Origin of the sequence: Streptomyces sp. NPDC048258 (assembly GCF_043201995.1) — a bacterium.
In the GTDB taxonomy this organism is placed as follows: Bacteria; Actinomycetota; Actinomycetes; order Streptomycetales; family Streptomycetaceae; genus Streptomyces.
In genome coordinates this window covers 124,057-140,831 of the sequence record NZ_JBICZH010000003.1, presented here as the reverse complement: position 1 = coordinate 140,831, position 16,775 = coordinate 124,057, and the positions used below count along the sequence as shown (strand labels likewise).

Here is a 16,775-nt window from a genome sequence, read left to right as displayed (position 1 = left end):
GGCTCAGCCGGCGGAAGCGGCCGGGGCGGCCGGGGAGGCTGCCGTCCGGGCGAGGGAGGCGTGCGTGATCCGGCCGATGTGGGTGACGAGTTCACCGACCGACATGGCCAGGATGGCGTCCATGTCCTTCTCCGCCAGGAAGCCCATCAGGTCCACCTCGGCGCCGTAGCGGTGGTGGAGCAGCTCGGCGAGGGCGACGAACTCGATGCTCTCCAGGGCGAGGTCCTCGTTGAACGTCGTCTTCATCGTGACCTCCTCCGCGAGCAGGTACTCGTCGCCGACGATCTCCACGAGCATTCCGGTGATCTCGGCGAGGATGTCAGGTGCCATGACGGGTCTCCGTGAGGTGGAAGGGGACGGGGGACGGCGCCGCGCCGTGGGCGGTCCAGGCGACGACGTGGTCGAGCGGCGTGAGGGCGGGCCGATCGGCGGGCCGATCGGCGGGCCGGTCGGAGGGCTGATCGACGGGCGGACAGGCGGACGGATCGGTGGACGGATCGGTGGGGACACGGGTGGTGCGGACCGGGTACGGATGCCCGTCGGGGGAACGCACCAGCAGCGCGCCGGTGTCCGGGTCACCGGACACCCGCCAGTCGCGCGGCCGGCCGCCGAGCCCGCTGCCCGCCGCCTTGGCGGCGGCCTCCTTCGCGCACCACAGGGCGGTGAGCGCGGCCGGCAGGCCGGTGCCCTCGCAGGCGGCCAGCCGCTCGGCGAGGCGGAGTTCCTCCGGTCCGAGGGCGATGCGGACCAGCGCGTCCGGGTCGGCGGTCACCGGCTCCACGTCGATGCCGACCGCGTCGGAAGGGTGGGCGAGGGCGACCGCGATCCGGTCCTTGTGGGCGATCGACAACCGGTAGCCGCGGGTGAGCGGGCCCTCGGCCACGGGCCGGCCCGCGGGATCGTTGCCGACAGGCACCTCCACCGGGAACACCGGCCCGGCCCCGGCGTCCCACAGCAGCCCGCGCAGCGCGTCCTTGGCGGCGATCCGGCCCAGCAGCCAGGGCGCCCGGGCCCGCGGCGACAGCCGTTCGTACGCGGCCCGTTCTGCGGCGCCGAGGTAGCGGCGCATCACCAGCTCCTGCGAGGCGGGGTCGGTCCAGCGGCGGCGGGCCAGGCACCAGCCCTCGGGCCGGGGCTCGCCGATGCCGCACACCTCCGGGGTGAACTTCATCGGCCAGACCCGCTCGTCGGCGCCGAACCGGCGGTACGTCCAGCCCTCGATCCGGGCCCACACCTCGCCCGTGGTACGACGCAGTTCGAGGTCACCGCGCACGGTGACGTCCCGTACCTCCCGGATCCGGGCCGTCGCGTCGACCAGCTCGCCCGGGGCCGGCGGGGGGCCGGAGAAGCGGACGCGGTCGACGGTGGCCGGGAACACCAGCCGGTCCACCGGGAGACGCAGCTGCATCCAGTGACCGAACAGCTGACCCGCGGCGTCGAGCAGCGCCCCCGGGTCGGGGAGCGCCCGCAGCACGCCCTGGATGCCGTCCTGGCCGACGGTCCGCACCTCGTGCACCCCTGCGAAACGCGGGCCGTGGAACATCCACCGGTCGCGGTAGAGCGCCTCGGCGCTGACGGGGGCCGGGCCGGGGTCGCGCAGGGGCGTGGTGTCGGGCGCGGGCGGCTGCCCGTACCGCTCGCCGAGCAGTACGACCACCGAGGCGAACTCCCCGAGGACGACACGCGACCGGCCGGGCCCGTCGCCGCGGACGGTGACCTCGACGTCGAGCGCCGGTTCGACGGCCAGCCAGCGCAGGGCCCGTACGTCCTCGTAGCCGATGACGGCGAGACCGGGCGGGGCGTAGCGCAGCGCGGCCTCGGCGGCCAGCTCCAGCATGGTGGTCATGGGCACGACGGGGAACCGGTCGGACTCCTCCGGCCAGCCGTCCGGCTGGAGGTACACGCAGTGGTCCCGTACGTAGGGCAGCGCGGCGAGCGAGCAGCGCAGGGTGTCCTTCCCCGCGGTCCCTCCCGAACCGTTGGGGCGCTGCCCCGCACCGGGCCCGCCCACGGTGTCCGTGGGCCCCCCGGGGCCTGGCCGCGGTACGGCCGACCAGGCCTCGGTGACCGTACGCGCCGCCGAGCGGGTGTCGGCCAGGACGGTGTCCAGCGCGGAAAGCAGCACCGGGCGGGGGCTGACGGGCTCGCCGTGGGCAGGCGGGACAGGCGCGGCAGGCGCGGCAGGCGGGACGGGCGGGACAGGCGGGACAGGCGCGGCAGGCAGGACAGGCGGAGCTGGTGGCGGCGTGGGCCACAGGCCGCGCAGGGAGCCCCGCGCTGCTTCGCCCAGGCGGACCAGGGGCGAACCCAGCTCCAAGGTCACGGTTCGCCCCGCCCCGGTCGGCGCGGGGGCGGGGCCCGTGACGGCACCGGGCCCCGGCCGCGCCGACGCCGACCCGGCCGCGTCCGACAGCAGGTCCCAGCGCGGTGCGTGTCCCTCGGCCCAGAGAGCCGCGCAGGTGCGCTCCAGCGCCGCCAGGCCCGGGAGCCGGGGGGAGGAGGTGGACACCGAGAGGTGGGGGCGTTCGCGCAGGGTGTCCTCCACGAAGCCCGGCAGGCTGCCCGGGCCCAGCGTGACGAAGCCGCGCACGCCCTCCTCCTCGTACAGCCGCAGCGTCAGTTCGCGGAAGCGGACCGGCTCCAGGAGGTGGCGGACCACCAGGTCCCGTACGTCCCGCGCCCCGCCGGGGAACGGCGCGCAGGTGGTGGCCGACCAGACCGGCAGGGATCCGGGCCGCAGCGGCAGCCGGCCGAAGGCGGCGCGGACCTGGCCCAGGTACGGCTCCCACATCGGGGTGTGGAAGCCCGAACGGAACGGCAGTTCCTGGCCGAGCACCCCGTCGGCGCGCAACCTGTCGACCGCGGCGGCGACTTGGTCCGGCTCCCCGCATATCACCGACTGGTGAGGGCAGTTGTCGTGGCTGACCACCACCCGGTCCAGGCCGTGCAGTGCCGCCTCCGCCCGGTGCGCACCGCAGCCCAGCGCCGCGTACACGAGATCGGGGACCAGCAGGTCCGACGGCCGCAGCCCGTCCAGGAAGGTGTCGGCCGCTTCCTGCGGATACATTCCGGCGGCGACCATCGCCGCCCACTCGCCCAGGCTGTGGCCCGCCAGCACATCGGCCTCGACGCCGAGCGCGGGCATGACCCGGGCGAAGAAGCGGCCCGTCGCGATCGCGTCCAGGGCCCGTTCCACCAGGGACGCGCCCCGGGTGAGCCGGGGCCGGGCCGTCCCGAGCCGGTCCGCCACGTCGTCCAGCACGGGGGCGAACTCCGGCTCCAGGCCCGGGAAGAGGAACGCCACCCGGCCGCCCAGCGGTTCCGGTGTGAACCACACGTCCCCGCGCCCCCGCCAGGCCCGGCCGCGCGCCACCACCTTCGCGGCCAGTGCGAGCCGCTGCGGTGTCGGCCCGAACACCGCGAGCCGGCAGGGCCCTTCGCCGCCGGACACCGGCGAGCCCGTCGCCAGCCGGGCCGACAGCTCCGCAGGACTGTCCGCGCCCAGCAGGAGTACGTCGCCCCGCGCGGCCGCCCCCACGGCCCCCAGCGGCACGGCCGAGCCGCCCAGCGGCAGGAACCGGCGGGCCGGCGCCGCCGGGCGCGCGGCCGCCGGAGACTCCTCCAGCACCACGTGCGCGTTGATCCCGCCGAAGCCGAACGCGTTGACGCCCGCGCGGCGGGGCTCCGGCCCGCGCTCCCACGGCTCCGCCGCCGTCACCGGCCGCATCCGGGTCCGGGCCAGGTCCCGGTGCGGCTCCTCCAGGTGCAGCGTCGGCGGCAGCACCCCCTCGTACACCGCCAGCGCGGCCTTGATCAGCCCGGCCATGCCGGAGGCCTGCATGGTGTGCCCGAGCATCGACTTGACGGAGCCGAAGCCGACCCCCGGGCCGGAGCCCTCAGCCGGTCCGAACACCTGGGCCAGGGTGTCGAGTTCGGCCGCGTCCCCCACGGGCGTCCCGGTGCCGTGGGCCTCCAGCAGCCCCAGCGCGCCCGGCGCCCGGGGATCCAGGCCGGCCTCCCGCCAGGCCCGCTCCAGTGCCCGTACCTGGCCCGCGACCAGGGGGCTCATCAGGCTCGCCGCCCGGCCGTCCCCGGCCACACCCGTCCCCCGGATCACCGCGTAGACGCGGTCGCCGTCCCGCTCCGCGTCCGCCAGCCGCTTCAGCAGTACCACCCCGGTGCCCTCGGAGAGCAGGGTCCCGTCGGCCCGCCGGTCGAAGGGCCGGATCCGCTCACTGGGGCTCAGCGCCCGCAGCTGCGTGAACACGCTCCACAGCGTCGCGATGTGGCAGTGGTGCACGGCGCCCGCGACCACCGCGTCGCAGCGTCCGCCCGCCAGCAGCCCCACCGCCTGGTCCACCGCGAGCAGCGAGGAGGCGCAGGCCGCGTCCAGGGTGTAGGCGGGGCCGCGGAAGTCCAGCCGGTTCGCGGTCCGGGCGGCGGTGAAGCTCGGTACCAGGCCGATCGACGCGTCCGGCCGCTCCGGCCCCAGCGCGTCCTGGAAGGCCGACCGCACCTCCGCGATCCGCCGCTCCCCGAGCTCCGGCGCCAGTTCCCGCAGTGTCTGCGCCAACTGGTGGGCGGTACGCACCCGTTGGTCCAGTCGGGCGGTGGCCACCCCCATGAACCCGCCGCGGCCCAGCACCACCCCGATCCGGGAGCGGTCGGCCGGCAGCCGGTCCTCGCCGCCCGCGTCCGCGATGGCCTCGGCCGTCGCGTGCAGGGCCAGCATCTGATCCGGCTCGGCCCCCTCCACGGCGGCCGGCATGATCCCGAAGCGGGTCGGGTCGAAGGCGGCCAGGCCGTCGACGAAGCCTCCGCGCCGGCAGTAGAACCGGTCGCCGGACGCGGGGCCGGTGGCGCCGTCGGGGTCGTAGTACACCTCGGGATCCCAGCGCCCCGGCGGGACGTCGCCGATCGAGTCCGTACCGGCGACCAGATTGCTCCGGTAGGCGGCCAGATCGGCGGCCCCGGGGAACACCGCGCCCATCCCGACGATCGCCGCGTCCGTCGGCCGCGGACCGCGCCGCTGCCGCTCACTCATCGCCGCGGCCCTCCTCCGCCATAAGGACCACCTGTACGTCGGTTCCGTACGCGAGTTCGGCGAGGAACGCGGCGGTGCCCGCCTCGGCGCCGATGAGCGGGATACCGCGGCGGGCGTACGCGCGCTCCAGCTCCGGCGTGACCATCCCGCCCGCCTCCGCCGCCCAGGGGCCCCAGTCCACGGCCAGCACCCGGCCCGGGAACGACTCCGCCCAGGTGTGCGCCAGGCCGTCGAGGGCGTCGTTGGCCGCGGCGTAGTCGCACTGGCCGCGGTTTCCGTACACCCCGGCGACACTGCCGAACAGGGCCAGGAAGCGGGGCGCGGGCGCCGCGCCGTGCTCGGCGGCCGCGGCGGCCAGGTGGCGGGCGCCGGCCACCTTGGTGGTGAACACCTCGGCGAAGTCGGCCGGTTGCTTGTCGCGCAGCAGGCCGTCGCGCAGGACGCCGGCGCCGTGCACGATGCCGTCCAGCCGGCCGTGCCGGGCGCGCACATCGGCCACGACGGCCTGTACGGCTCCGGCGTCGGTGACGTCGGCGCAGTGGTAGCGGACGGAGGCCGCCGCCGTGGCGAGGGCGGCCAGCGTGGCCCGCACCTCGCGCTCGGCGAGGATCCGTGAGGCCGCCGCCTCGATCTCGGCGGGCGTACGGAGTCCCGTGGCGATCAGCGCGGCGCGCAGGGCCACCCGGTCGTGGGCCTGGCTGAACTCATCGCCTCCGGGGGCCGGTTCGGGCGTACGGCCGACCAGCTCGACGTGGCAGCCGGTGGTGCGGGCCAGGGCCAGGGCGGTGCGGGCGGTGATCCCGCGGGCCCCGCCCGTGAGCAGGACCACGGAGCCGGGGCCGAGGGGCGGCCCGTCCGGCCCGTCTGCGGCCGGGGCGAGCGGCGCGGACACCGGGCCGCGGGTGACGCGGGTTCCCTCCGCCGTGTACCCGACGGAGGCGGGGCCGTCGGCCGACGGGCAGCTCAGCTCGGCGAGCAGCTGCGCGGCGATCCGCTCCGGGTCCTCCTTGGGGTGGATGTCCACCGCGCGGATCAGCGTGCCGGGGAATTCGAGGGCCGCGCTACGGGCGAAACCGTGCAGGCCGGCGCCGGGGGTGCCGGGCGCGGTGACGAGGAGCAGCCGCCGCACCCCGCCGGTCAGGGTGCGCCGCAGCGCCGGGAAGGCCCCGGGGAGCAGGGGCTCGACCCCCGACCGCAGTGCGGACAGATCGACGATGCCGTCGAACCCGGCCTCGGCCTCGGACAGGACCTTCACCTCGGCGCCCCGCGTGCCGAGGGCCGCGCCCAGGGCGAGCGCGACGCCCTGGCCGTCCTCGACGACCCCGATCCGCAGGCCGCGGAGGGTCTCCGGGTCACCGTCGGCCGCCGGTACGGGCAGCAGGTCCACCCGAAGCCGGCGGACGGGGGCCGGGGACGGGGCGGGGGCGGGCATCGGGTCGGGGCCGGGGCCGGGGTCGGGTGACGGCTCGGTCGGCGCCGCGTGGGAGGTGACCCAGTCCACGATCCCGCGCAGGGTCTTGATCCGGGACAGCTCCTCGACCGCGGACTCGGCGGATCCGCCCGCGTCCCGGGGCAGACCGATGCGGTCGGCCAGGGCGCCGATGATCTCGACCCGCTTGATGGAGTCGATGGACAGGTCCGCCTCCAGGTCCAGCCCGGGGTCGAGCATGTCCCGGGGGTACCCGGTCCGCGTGTGCACGATCTCCAGGACGACGTCCATGACCTCCTCGGCGGAGCGCGCCCCGCCTGCCCGCGGAGTGCCGGCGCCCGCGCCCACGGGAACCAGGCCGTCGGCCTGGCCCCCCGGCCCCGCTCCTGGCCGGCTCGGGGCGTGGGTGCCGGCTGGTGCCCAGGGGGCGGGTCCCGAGCCGTTGGGTATGCCGGGGGTGCCGACCGGGACCTGGCCGTCGGCAGGGGTGCCTGGCCGGCTCGGGTCGCCGGTGCCGGCTGGTGCCCAGGGGGCGGGTCCCGAGCCGCCGGGTATGCCGGGGGTGCCGACCGGGGCCTGGCCGTCGGCAGGGGTGCCCGGCCACGCTCCTGGCCGGCTCGGGGCGTGGGTGCCGGCTGGTGCCCAGGGGGTGTGCCCGGAGCCGCCGGGCATTCCGGCGGTGCCGACCGGGGCCTGGCCGTCGGCAGGGGTGCCCGGCCACGCTCCCGGCCGGATGGGGTCGCTGGTGCCGGCCGGTGCCCAGGGGGCGGGTCCCGAGCCGTTGGGTATGCCGGGGGTCTCCGCCAGCGCCCAGGGGGTGGGCAGGGTCGACGTGTCCCCGGGCAGGGGTCCGCCGCCGAAGGCGGGAGCCGGTGCCGGTGCGGCGAGGGGCGTCAGTTGCTCGCCCGCGGCCCGGCTCTGCCACGGAGCGGGCGCCACGGTGCCGAGGTAGCCCAGCAAGACGGCCCGCTGCGCCTCGACCAGTTCGCGGGTGCCTCGGAGGTACTCCAGCACCGCCTCGTCACGCCGGTCGGCGGTCGGAAGAACCGGAGCCGGACGTGACCCGGCACCGGCACCCGCACCGGCGGCCGGAACCGGACCCGGAGCCGGAGCCGGACGTGAACCGGCACTGGCAGCGGCGCCGGCCCCGCCACTGGTACCGGCACCGGTACCGGCCCCGCCGTGGGCACTGGCGGGCGGAACCGGCGCCGGACCCCAACCGGCGCCGGCGCCGCCACCGGTACCGGCCCGGCCGTGGGCACTGGCGGGCGGAACCGAAGCCGGACCCGAACCGGCGCCAGCACCGGCCCCGGCACCGGGCGCGGCGGCCCCGCCCCCGGCGGCAGCGCTGACCCCGGCGGCCGAAGCCGGAGGCAGACCCGCGGCCTCCGCCGGAGGCAATCGGCGGGGCGGTTGGAGGCCTCCTGCCACCGGGGTGCCGTCGGCGGTGCGCACCAGGTGGCCGTCCACCAGCCAGCCCGGGCGCCCCGGCGCCCGGTCCGGGAGGGCGGAGGTCCGGCCGCGGAACAGCGCCTCCGGCGCCACCGGCACGCCCGCCGCCGCCAGTTCCGCCAGCGCCGTGACCAGCCGGACCAGGCCGTGCTCGCCCGGCACGTCCAGCGGGACGACCGTGTGCGGCCGGTCGCGCAGGATCCGGCCGGTCAGACCGGACAGGACCCGGCCGGGCCCCGCCTCCACGAAGGTCCGCACACCGGCCGCGTACATGGCCTCCACCTGCTCCACGAAGCGGACCGGCTCCGCGAGCTGGCGTGCGGCAAGGCCACGTACCTCCTCGGCGGTGGCCGGATACGGGCCCGCCGTCGTGTTCGACCAGACGGGAACGCGCGGTGCGGACACCGCCGTCGCCGCCAGTTCCGCCGCGAGCGCGGTCGTCGCCCCCGCCACCACCTCGCTGTGGAACGCGCAGGCCACCGGCAGCGGTTCGGCCGACAGGCCCGCCTCGCGCAGCGCCGACACCGCCGCGGAGACGGCCGCCGTCGGGCCCGAGATCACGCACTGCCGGGGGGCGTTGTGGTTCGCCACCACGCACCCGGCGCGCGCGGCGATCTCCCGCACCTCCTCCGGCGCGGCCGACACCGCCGCCATCGACCCCGGATCCTCCCCGGCGGCGGCCACGATCGCCCCGGCCCGGCGCGCGCTCAGCCGCAGCAGGTCCGCCGTGTCGTAGGCCCCCGCGGCCCACAGCGCGGTGAGCTCCCCGTACGAGTGCCCGGCCACGCTGTCGGGCCGTACGCCGAGCCCGGTGAGCAGCAGGTGGGCCGCAGCTCCGGCCAGCCCGAGGGCCGGCTGGGCCACCCGGGTGTCGGTGACCGCCGCCCGCTGCGCGGCCCGCCCCTCGGCGGTGAACGCCGTCGGAGGGAACACCGCCGAGACCACGGACGCCGGCGCCGCGTCCAGGAGCCCGCGCAGCGCGGGGAACGCCATGAACAACTCACCCAGCATTCCCGTGCGCTGGCTGCCCTGCCCGGGGAACAGGAACGCGACGCGCCCCGGATCCGCCGACTCCTCCCGTACGTGGACCCCCGTGCCCGGAGTGAAGGCCCGGGCCCGCTCCAGCCGGGCCGCCAGTTCGTCCAGGTCGGCGGCGACGACGGCCACCCGGACCGGGCCGGAGCCGGCGGCGGCCTCCGCCGCGAGGTCGCGCAGCGCCCACGGCCGCCCCGCCGCGTCGTTCTCCACCAGCCGGGCCGCGAGCCGCGCCATCGCCCTGCCCGCCGCCCGCCGGTCCTCGCCGCGGAAGCAGAACAGCTCGGCCGGCCACTCCTCCAGGCCGTGGCGTGGCTCCTCGGAGCCCTCATAACCGGCGAGCACCGCGTGGTAGTTGGTGCCGCCGAAGCCGAAGGCGCTCACCCCGGCGATCCGCCGCTCCGGGGGCACCGCCCAGGGCCGGGCCTCGGTATCGAAGGAGAAGGGGCTGGTCTCGGCCTGCCAGGCCGGGTTCGGCGAGGTGATGTGCAGGGTCGGCGGACGGACGCCCGCGTGGACCGCACGGGCCGCCTTGATCAGCCCGGCGAGCCCCGCCGCGCACTTGGTGTGGCCGAGCTGCGATTTCACGGAGCCCAGCGCACACGAGCCGGCGGCGGCTCCCGACGCGGTGAACAGCTCGCTCAGCACCGCCAGTTCGGTACTGTCGCCGACCACCGTGCCGGTGCCGTGCGCCTCGACCAGCCCCACCTCGCCCGGGGAGACGCCGGCCCGCGCGTAGGCCCGTTCCAGCGCCCGCCGCTGGCCTTCCGGCCGGGGCGCGGTCAGACCCAGGGACCGGCCGTCGCTGGACGCGCCGACCGCCTTGACCACCGCGTACACCCGGTCGCCGTCCCGCTCCGCGTCCGCGAGCCGCTTCAGCACCAGCGCGCCCACGCCCTCGCCGAGCGCGATCCCGTCGGCCGCCGCGTCGAAGGGCCGGCAGCGGCCGCCGGGCGACAGGGCGCGGACGGAGGAGAACATCAGGTAGTCGTTGATGCCGTTGTGCACGTCGGCGCCCCCGCAGACGACCATGTCGCTGTCTCCGTCGCGGAGTTGGCGGCAGGCGAGGTCCAGAGCGGCGAGGGAGGAAGCACAGGCGGCGTCGACCGTGCAGTTCGCGCCGCCGAGGTCGAGCCGGTTGGCGACCCGGCCCGCGATCACGTTGGCGAGGATGCCGGGGAAGGAGTCCTCGGTGAGGCGCGGCAGCTGTTCGTCCAAGGCGGGAGGGAGGCCGCCCAGATAGGCGGGGATCAGTGCGCGCAGCCCGTACGCGCCCGCCAGTTCGGTACCGGCCTCCGCGCCGAAGACCACCGAGGTCCGGGCGCGGTCGAACTCCCGCTCCTTGCCGTAGCCCGCGTCCCCGAGGGCCCGCGCGGAGATCTCCAGGGCCAGCAGCTGCACCGGCTCGATCCCGGCCAGGGAGGCGGGCGGGATGCCGTGCGCGAGGGCGTCGAAGGGCACCGGGCCGAGGAAGCCGCCCCAGCGGGAGGGGGTGCGCTCGCCGGCCCGGGCCGGGTCGGCGTCGTAGTAGAGCTCCGGGTCCCAGCGCTCGGCCGGCACCTCGGTCACCGCGTCCGCGCCGGCCAGGATCCGCGCCCAGTAGGCGGCGAGGTCGGGCGCGCCGGGGTAGGCGCAGGCCATCCCGACGATGGCGATGTCGAGCGGATCGCCCGCCGGTGGCTCCGCCGGGGCGGCGACGTCCCGGGCCCGGCGTTCCAGCAGCGCGGTGGCCCCGTCGGTGACCTGCGCGTGCAGCGCGGCGACCGTGGTCGTCTCCGTGCGCAGGGTGGCGGCCTGTCCGAGCATGAACAACCCCTCGGCGTACTGCTGTTCCACCTCCACGGGCTCCAGGTCGGAGCCGTCGGCGGCCCGCCGCAGCCCCTTGCTGGCGATCCGCAGCCGCCCCAGGTTGAGCCGTTCCAGCTCCTCCCACACCTCGCGCGGCTCGGCGCCGCTCCGCGTGAGCCGGCGCCGAGTCGCTTCGAAGGTCTCGGCGTACGGGGTGGGCGCGCAGCGGGTGGCGTGGCCGGGCGCGGTCCGCAGCAGTACGGTGTCCGCGCACTCCACGGCCGCCCGCTGGAACCCGGGCAGGACCGCGCCCGCCGCCACGGCCTCCTCGGTGAACAGGTACGCGGTGCCCATCAGCACCCCGATCCGCGCGCCCCGCTCGGCCAGCGGGGCGGCGGCCGCCGCCGCCATGGCGGCGGAGCGCTCGTCGTGGATCCCGCCCGCGAACAGGACGTCCAGGGCCTCCGGTTCGGAGCAGGACAGCAGCCGTTCGATCTGCTCCTCCCACAGCGGGAACGAGGCGCGCGGCCCGACGTGCCCGCCGCACTCCAGTCCCTCGAACACGAACCGGCGTGCCCCCTCGGCGAGATACCGCTCCAGCAGCCCCGGCGAGGGCACGTGCAGATGGGTCCGGATCCCGGCCGCCTCCAGGGGCGCGGCCTGCGCCGGGGTGCCGCCGGCGATGATCGCGTACGGCGGTCGCGCCTCGGCCACGGCCGCCAGCTGCTCCCGCCGCAGCGCCGCCGGGGCGAAGCCGAGCAGGCCCACGCCCCAGGGGCGTTCCCCGAGCCGCTCGGCGCAGTCGGCCAGGAGCCGGCGTACGTCCGGGCCCTCCATCACGGCGAGCGCCAGGTACGGGACCCCGCCCTCGGCGGCCACCGCCTCGGCGAAGGCCGCCTGGTCGCTCACCCGGGTCATGGGGCCCTGGGCGACGGGCAGTGGCCGCCCCGGAGTCCGCCCGAGGGGACGGGCCCGTACGGCGGCCGCCAGATGCCCGGCGACGGCCGCCCGTACGGCCTGGAGCACCCCGCCCGTGCTCCGGTGGCGTGCGGCCAGCCGGGCGGCCGAGGCCCCATCCTGTCCGACGGGAAGCAGTTGCGCCCGCAGGTCCCGGGCGCCCAGCAGGGCGGGCACCGGTCCCTCGGGCGGGGTCAGGTCCGGACGCGCGAACACCCGGTGCCCGTCGGCCAGCCGGGTCTCGGAGCCGTCCATCGCCCGCAGTGCCGCCGCCACTTCGGCGGGCAGGGCCGCCTCGCCCTCGGCCGTCAGGGCGAGTTGGACGTCGAGCAGGACCCCGGCGGCCCCGCCGGCGACGGCCGCGGCCGCCGTGTGCGGCCCGATCCCGCCCTGGGCCAGTACGGGCACCCCGGCCGCGGGGTCCGCGAGCAGCTGCTGGAGCAGCACGAAGGTGGTGGCCGTGCCCACCCGGCCGCCGGCCTCGTGGCCCTTGGCGACGAGTGCGGCCGCCCCGGCGGCCACGGCGCCCGCGGCCTCCGCCGGGCTGGTGACCTCGGCCCACACCCGGGGCCGGCCGGCGGCGGCCGCCCAGTCGGCCAGCCGCTCCGGGGTGTGCGACGCGGGGTCCGCGAGCAGCACGGTGTCCACCGCGGCCGGCAGCTCCTCGGGCCCGAGCGGGCAGCCCGCGGGCACCCGCACACCGTAGCGGCGGTCGCCGCCGAGCCGGCGGGCCAGTTCCGTGAAGGCGCGGCGGGCGGCGTCCGGGTCCCGGCCGAGGTCGAGCAGCCCGAGGGCCCCGGCGCGCTCGGCGGCGGTCACGATCCGGGGGTGGGGCTCCTCGAACGGGCTCACCGCGACGACCAGGTCGCGGGTGGCGGACTGCGGAGGCTGGGGGGTCACGGGCGCTCCTCTTCCAGTGCTGTGTGACATGGCTCAGTACAGAGCGGAAGAACGGGGGAGTGCGGCGGGCGATGGGCCCCGCGGTACGGGTGGTTAGTCTGCGGCGGCGCTCACGGCGTTCCGCACCGGCGGCGGGCGGTCCGCCGCCGGTGCGGTGGGCTTGAACAGTGGTCAAACGGCCCGACACCGGGATGCATCGTGCGGGGGCAGCCGTGCACTGTCAACAGGCATGCGGAGTGCGTCGTTTCGCACCCGCGGCGCGTTCGGCCCACTCGGAACGCGCCCCGGACCGACCCGCTGAACGCGCTCCCCGCGCCGGTGGCCTGCGGTGATTCCCGCCGGGCGGACCACCCCCGGCGCGCGGGCCGGCGTACGACACGCCCCCGGGTACATGCCGCACCGGCATGTCTTGCCGCCGACCCGGCATAAACGCCCTTTCCCGGTCGGGCAGTTGTTCACCCGGCGGCCCTTACGGGTGCAACCTCGCGCGGTTACCGTCCGGTCATGACCCCCACGCTCGCGCAACTCCGCTACCTCGTCGCCGTCGCCGACTGCCGGTCCATCACCGGAGCGGCCGCCGCCGTCTTCGTCGCCCAGTCCGCGCTGTCCCGGGCCGTGCAGGCCATGGAACGCGACCTCGGTGTCGAACTTCTCGCCCGCCGGGGAAGGGGGGTGGATCTCACACCGGAGGGAGCCCGGGTCGTCCGGCTGGCCCGCACCGTGCTCAACGCGGTCGAGGCCATCGACGACATCGGGACCCCCCACGGCAAGGACACCCGGGCGGTCCTGACCCTCGTCACCACGCCCACCCTCGCCCTCGACCTGGCCACCGACCTGGTCACGGCCTTCACCGAGAAGCATCCCGGCGTGGACGTCAGGATCCAGCAGCACGACAGCCGGGAGGCGCTGGTCCAGGAACTCAACCAGGGGCGCTCCGAGTTGGCCCTCGTCGACCTGCCCGTCGACAAGGAGCTCTCCACCCACCACATCCAGGAGCGCGAGGTGGTGCTGATCTCGCCGATCGGCTCCCGGCTGCCCGACCCGCTGCCGTTTCGCATGCTCGACGGACTGCCGATGGTGCTGCCCACCCCCGGAACCGGCCGGCGCACCGAGATGGAGGCCATGTTCAGCTGTCTGGGCGTGCGGCCCGTGCCCTCCCTGGAGGTCGACGAACGCCTGGCCTGGGTCACCGGCGTGACCGACGGCCGCGGCTCCCTCATCTGGTACCGCGACGTGGTGGCGAGGGCCTTCGGCAGCAGGGCGGAGATCCGCTCCTTCACGCCGCCCCTGCTGCGCCCGGTGGGCATCGCGCACGCCCGGCGGCCGCTGAGCCGCGCGGCCCGCGCGTTCATCGCGCACGCGGGCCGCACGGCGCCCGTACGGGAACCGGTGCGCTGACCAGACATGCCGGCTCGGCATTGAACGATGCTCGAACGGGAGGTGATGGGGTCTGGTACCACGAACTGACGTGACATCACATGGTGTGCATGTCCCGACTCCTGACAACCCCACGGGCCGCCGCCCTCGCGACCGCGGCCCTCGCCACGCTCCTGCCCGCGGTGGCCTGGATGGCCAGCGCCACCGCCTCGCCCGCCTCCTCGGCCACGCCCTCCTCGGTCGCGCCAGCCCCCTCGGTCGTTCCGGCCTCCTCGGCCGTCGGCTCCCTGGCGCCGGAGAAGAAGTGCACCCTCCCCGGCGGCCTGGCCGAACTCAGCGGCCTCGCCATGAGCCGCCGCCACCCGGGCGTCTTCTACGCCGTCAACGACAGCGGGAACACCAACCAGGTCTTCGCGATCGACTGCACCACCGCCACCGGCCGGCTCGCGGCCACGTTCACCGTCTCCGGCGTCGGCAACACCGACTGGGAGGGACTGGCGATCGGCAAGGACGCCGCGGGCGGTCCCACGATCCTGGTCGGCGACATCGGGGACAACTTCAGCGGCCGCGCGGAGATCACCGTGCACAGCTTCGCCGAGCCCGCGCAGCTCGCCGACGCCACGGTGGCGCCGGTGACGTACCGGTTCGCCTACGCCGACGGCAGGCACGACGCCGAATCCCTGCTCGCCGACCCCGTCACCGGACGGCTCCACATCGCGAGCAAGGTCATCGGCGCGGCCGGCCAGTTGTACCAGGCGCCGCTGCCGCCGCTGACCGGACAGGTCAACACCCTCACCGCGGTCCGGCCGGGCCCGGTGTTCGCCACCGACGGGGCGTTCTCGCCGACGGGAGCCTCGTACACCCTGCGCAGCGGCGGGCCGCTCGGAGCCAACACGGCCTCCGTGTACGACACCTCGGGGGTCAAGCTCGCGGACGTCGCCCTGCCCGCCCAGTCGCAGGGCGAGACGGTGACGTACGCCGACTGCGCGAGCCTGCTCGTCGGGTCGGAGAACGACACCCAGATCTGGCGGGTGCCCCTGCCGCCGGAGGCCACGCCGGGCTGCGGCACCACGCCGACGCCGACTCCGACCCCGACTCCGACCCCGACCCCGACCCCGACTCCCACTCCCGGGGATCTGAAGCTCCCCAACCCCGGCCCGCAGACCTGCAAGTTCAACCAGTCCTGCACCATCCAGCTCAGGGCCACCGGCGGAAAGCCCCCCGTCCGGTACGCGGCCACCGGCCTGCCGTGGGGACTGACGCTCGACAGTGCCACTGGACGGGTCACCGGCAAGCCCTGGGGCAGCGGCACGGTCCAGGTCACCGCCACCTCCACCGACTCCGCCGGGGCCACCGCCGGTACGGTCTTCGCGCTGACCGTCAACTGGTTCTGAGACCGGCGGGGCGGGCTTGTACAACCCGCCCCCCAGGTCGCACTGTTGACCGAGCACCGTTCATCAGGTCAGGAGATCCGGCTTGTCGTCCCACACTTCATCCGTCCCGCACGCCTCGGACACCCCGCACGTGATCGACCCCGCCGGCGGCTGCCCGCACGCCCTCAACGCCAGGCTGCGCGCCCGGGGCGCCGTGGCGGAGGTCGTACTGCCCGGGGGAGTGCCCGGGGCGGTCGTCCTCGGGCACGACGCGCTGAAGGAGTTCCTCGCCCACCCCGACGTGGCCAAGGACGCGCGGCACTTCCCGTCCCTGCACGACGGCACCATCCCCCCGGACTGGCCGCTGCGGGTCTTCGCCAACGCCCAGGGCATGCACACCGCCGACGACGCCGACCACCGCCGCCTCCGCTCCCTGGTCGGCAAGGCCTTCACGGCCCGCCAGGTCGAACGGCTGCGGCCGCGCGTCGAGGAGCTGACCGCCGAGCTCCTCGACGACCTCGGCCGGGCCGCGGCCGAAGCCCCGGACGGGGTCGCCGACCTGTACGCGCACTTCGCGCTCCCGCTCCCGATGAACGTCATCTGCGAGCTGCTCGGCGTGGACCCCGAGCACCGGGGCCGACTGCACCACCTGACCAACACGGTCATCATCGCGACCGACATCACCCCGGCCGAGAAGATGGCCGCCCTCCAGGAGCTCGTCGCCCTGATCGGCACCATCGCGGCCGCCCGGCGGGAGACCCCAGGCGAGGACCTCACCAGCGCCCTGATCGCCGCCCGCGAGGACGACGGAGACCGGCTCAGCGAGGCCGAACTCATCGGCACCATGCGGCTGATGCTCGTCGCGGGCCACGAGACCACGCTCAACCTCATCACCAACGCCGTCCGCGCCCTGTGCGCCCACCGCGACCAGCTCGCCCTGGTCCTGGACGGCAAGGCCACCTGGTCGGACGTGGTGGACGAGACCCTGCGCTGGGACGGCCCGGTCAGCTGGTTCCCCTTCCGCTACCCCACGCGCGACCTGACCGTCGACGGCACCGTGATCCCGCAGGGCACCCCGGTGCTCGCCGGATACACCGCGGCCGGACGCGACGAGGCCTTCCACGGCCCGGACGCCGACCGCTTCGACATCACCCGTCCCACGGCCGCCCGCAACCTCTCCTTCGGCCACGGCGCCCACTACTGCATGGGCGCCCCGCTCGCCCGGCTGGAGGCCACGATCGCGCTGGAGCGCCTCTTCACCCGCTTCCCCGACCTCCGTCTCGCGGTCCCCGAGGCCGGACTCCCGTATCAGCGCAGCTTCATCAGCAACAACGTCCAGTCCCTGCCGGTCCGCCTGGCCGATTCCTAGGAGGCCGGCGGCGAGAGCTCCGTGCTCAGCCGGCCCAGAGTGACCTGGTCG

At 76.3% G+C, this 16,775-nt stretch carries 6 protein-coding genes; 3 read left to right on the top strand and 3 right to left on the bottom strand.

Annotated features, from left to right (window positions below; genetic code table 11):
• Positions 1-3 precede the first annotated feature (3 nt).
• The 3 genes from ACGFYQ_RS07960 to ACGFYQ_RS07950 are packed head-to-tail and all read right to left on the bottom strand — an operon-like array spanning position 4 to position 12,605.
• Entirely contained in the window at positions 4-330 is a 327-nt protein-coding gene (locus ACGFYQ_RS07960) for an acyl carrier protein (protein WP_393741146.1), read from the bottom strand.
• On the bottom strand, positions 320-5,044 hold the full coding sequence (locus ACGFYQ_RS07955) for a beta-ketoacyl synthase N-terminal-like domain-containing protein (RefSeq protein ID WP_393741144.1): 4,725 nt from the start codon (positions 5,042-5,044) through the stop codon (positions 320-322). The genes ACGFYQ_RS07960 and ACGFYQ_RS07955 overlap by 11 nt, the downstream gene beginning before the upstream one ends.
• Positions 5,037-12,605 (bottom strand): SDR family NAD(P)-dependent oxidoreductase, encoded by a 7,569-nt coding sequence (locus ACGFYQ_RS07950; RefSeq protein WP_393741142.1) that lies wholly within the window; start codon positions 12,603-12,605, stop codon positions 5,037-5,039. The genes ACGFYQ_RS07955 and ACGFYQ_RS07950 overlap by 8 nt, the downstream gene beginning before the upstream one ends.
• Before the next feature lie 504 nt (positions 12,606-13,109).
• Between ACGFYQ_RS07950 and ACGFYQ_RS07945 the strand changes: the two genes are divergently transcribed.
• The 3 genes from ACGFYQ_RS07945 (at position 13,110) to ACGFYQ_RS07935 (ending at position 16,724) form a co-directional block, all read left to right on the top strand.
• A complete protein-coding gene (locus ACGFYQ_RS07945) occupies positions 13,110-14,003 on the top strand; it encodes a LysR family transcriptional regulator (RefSeq protein WP_393741140.1) in 894 nt (297 codons plus the stop codon).
• Between the two features lie 89 nt (positions 14,004-14,092).
• Complete coding sequence (locus ACGFYQ_RS07940) at positions 14,093-15,376, top strand: putative Ig domain-containing protein (RefSeq protein ID WP_393741138.1); 1,284 nt, start codon at positions 14,093-14,095, stop codon at positions 15,374-15,376.
• A gap of 82 nt (positions 15,377-15,458) precedes the next feature.
• Complete coding sequence (locus ACGFYQ_RS07935) at positions 15,459-16,724, top strand: cytochrome P450 (RefSeq protein WP_393741136.1); 1,266 nt, start codon at positions 15,459-15,461, stop codon at positions 16,722-16,724.
• Positions 16,725-16,775: the final 51 nt, after the last annotated feature.

What these genes read in the sequence shown, in the direction of transcription:
- ACGFYQ_RS07945 (WP_393741140.1), top strand. Translation starts at nt 13,110, where the DNA reads ATGACCCCCACGCTCGCGCAACTCCGCTACCTCGTCGCCGTCGCCGAC.
- ACGFYQ_RS07955 (WP_393741144.1), bottom strand. Translation starts at nt 5,044, where the DNA reads ATGAGTGAGCGGCAGCGGCGCGGTCCGCGGCCGACGGACGCGGCGATC.
- ACGFYQ_RS07960 (WP_393741146.1), bottom strand. Translation starts at nt 330, where the DNA reads ATGGCACCTGACATCCTCGCCGAGATCACCGGAATGCTCGTGGAGATC.
- ACGFYQ_RS07940 (WP_393741138.1), top strand. Translation starts at nt 14,093, where the DNA reads ATGTCCCGACTCCTGACAACCCCACGGGCCGCCGCCCTCGCGACCGCG.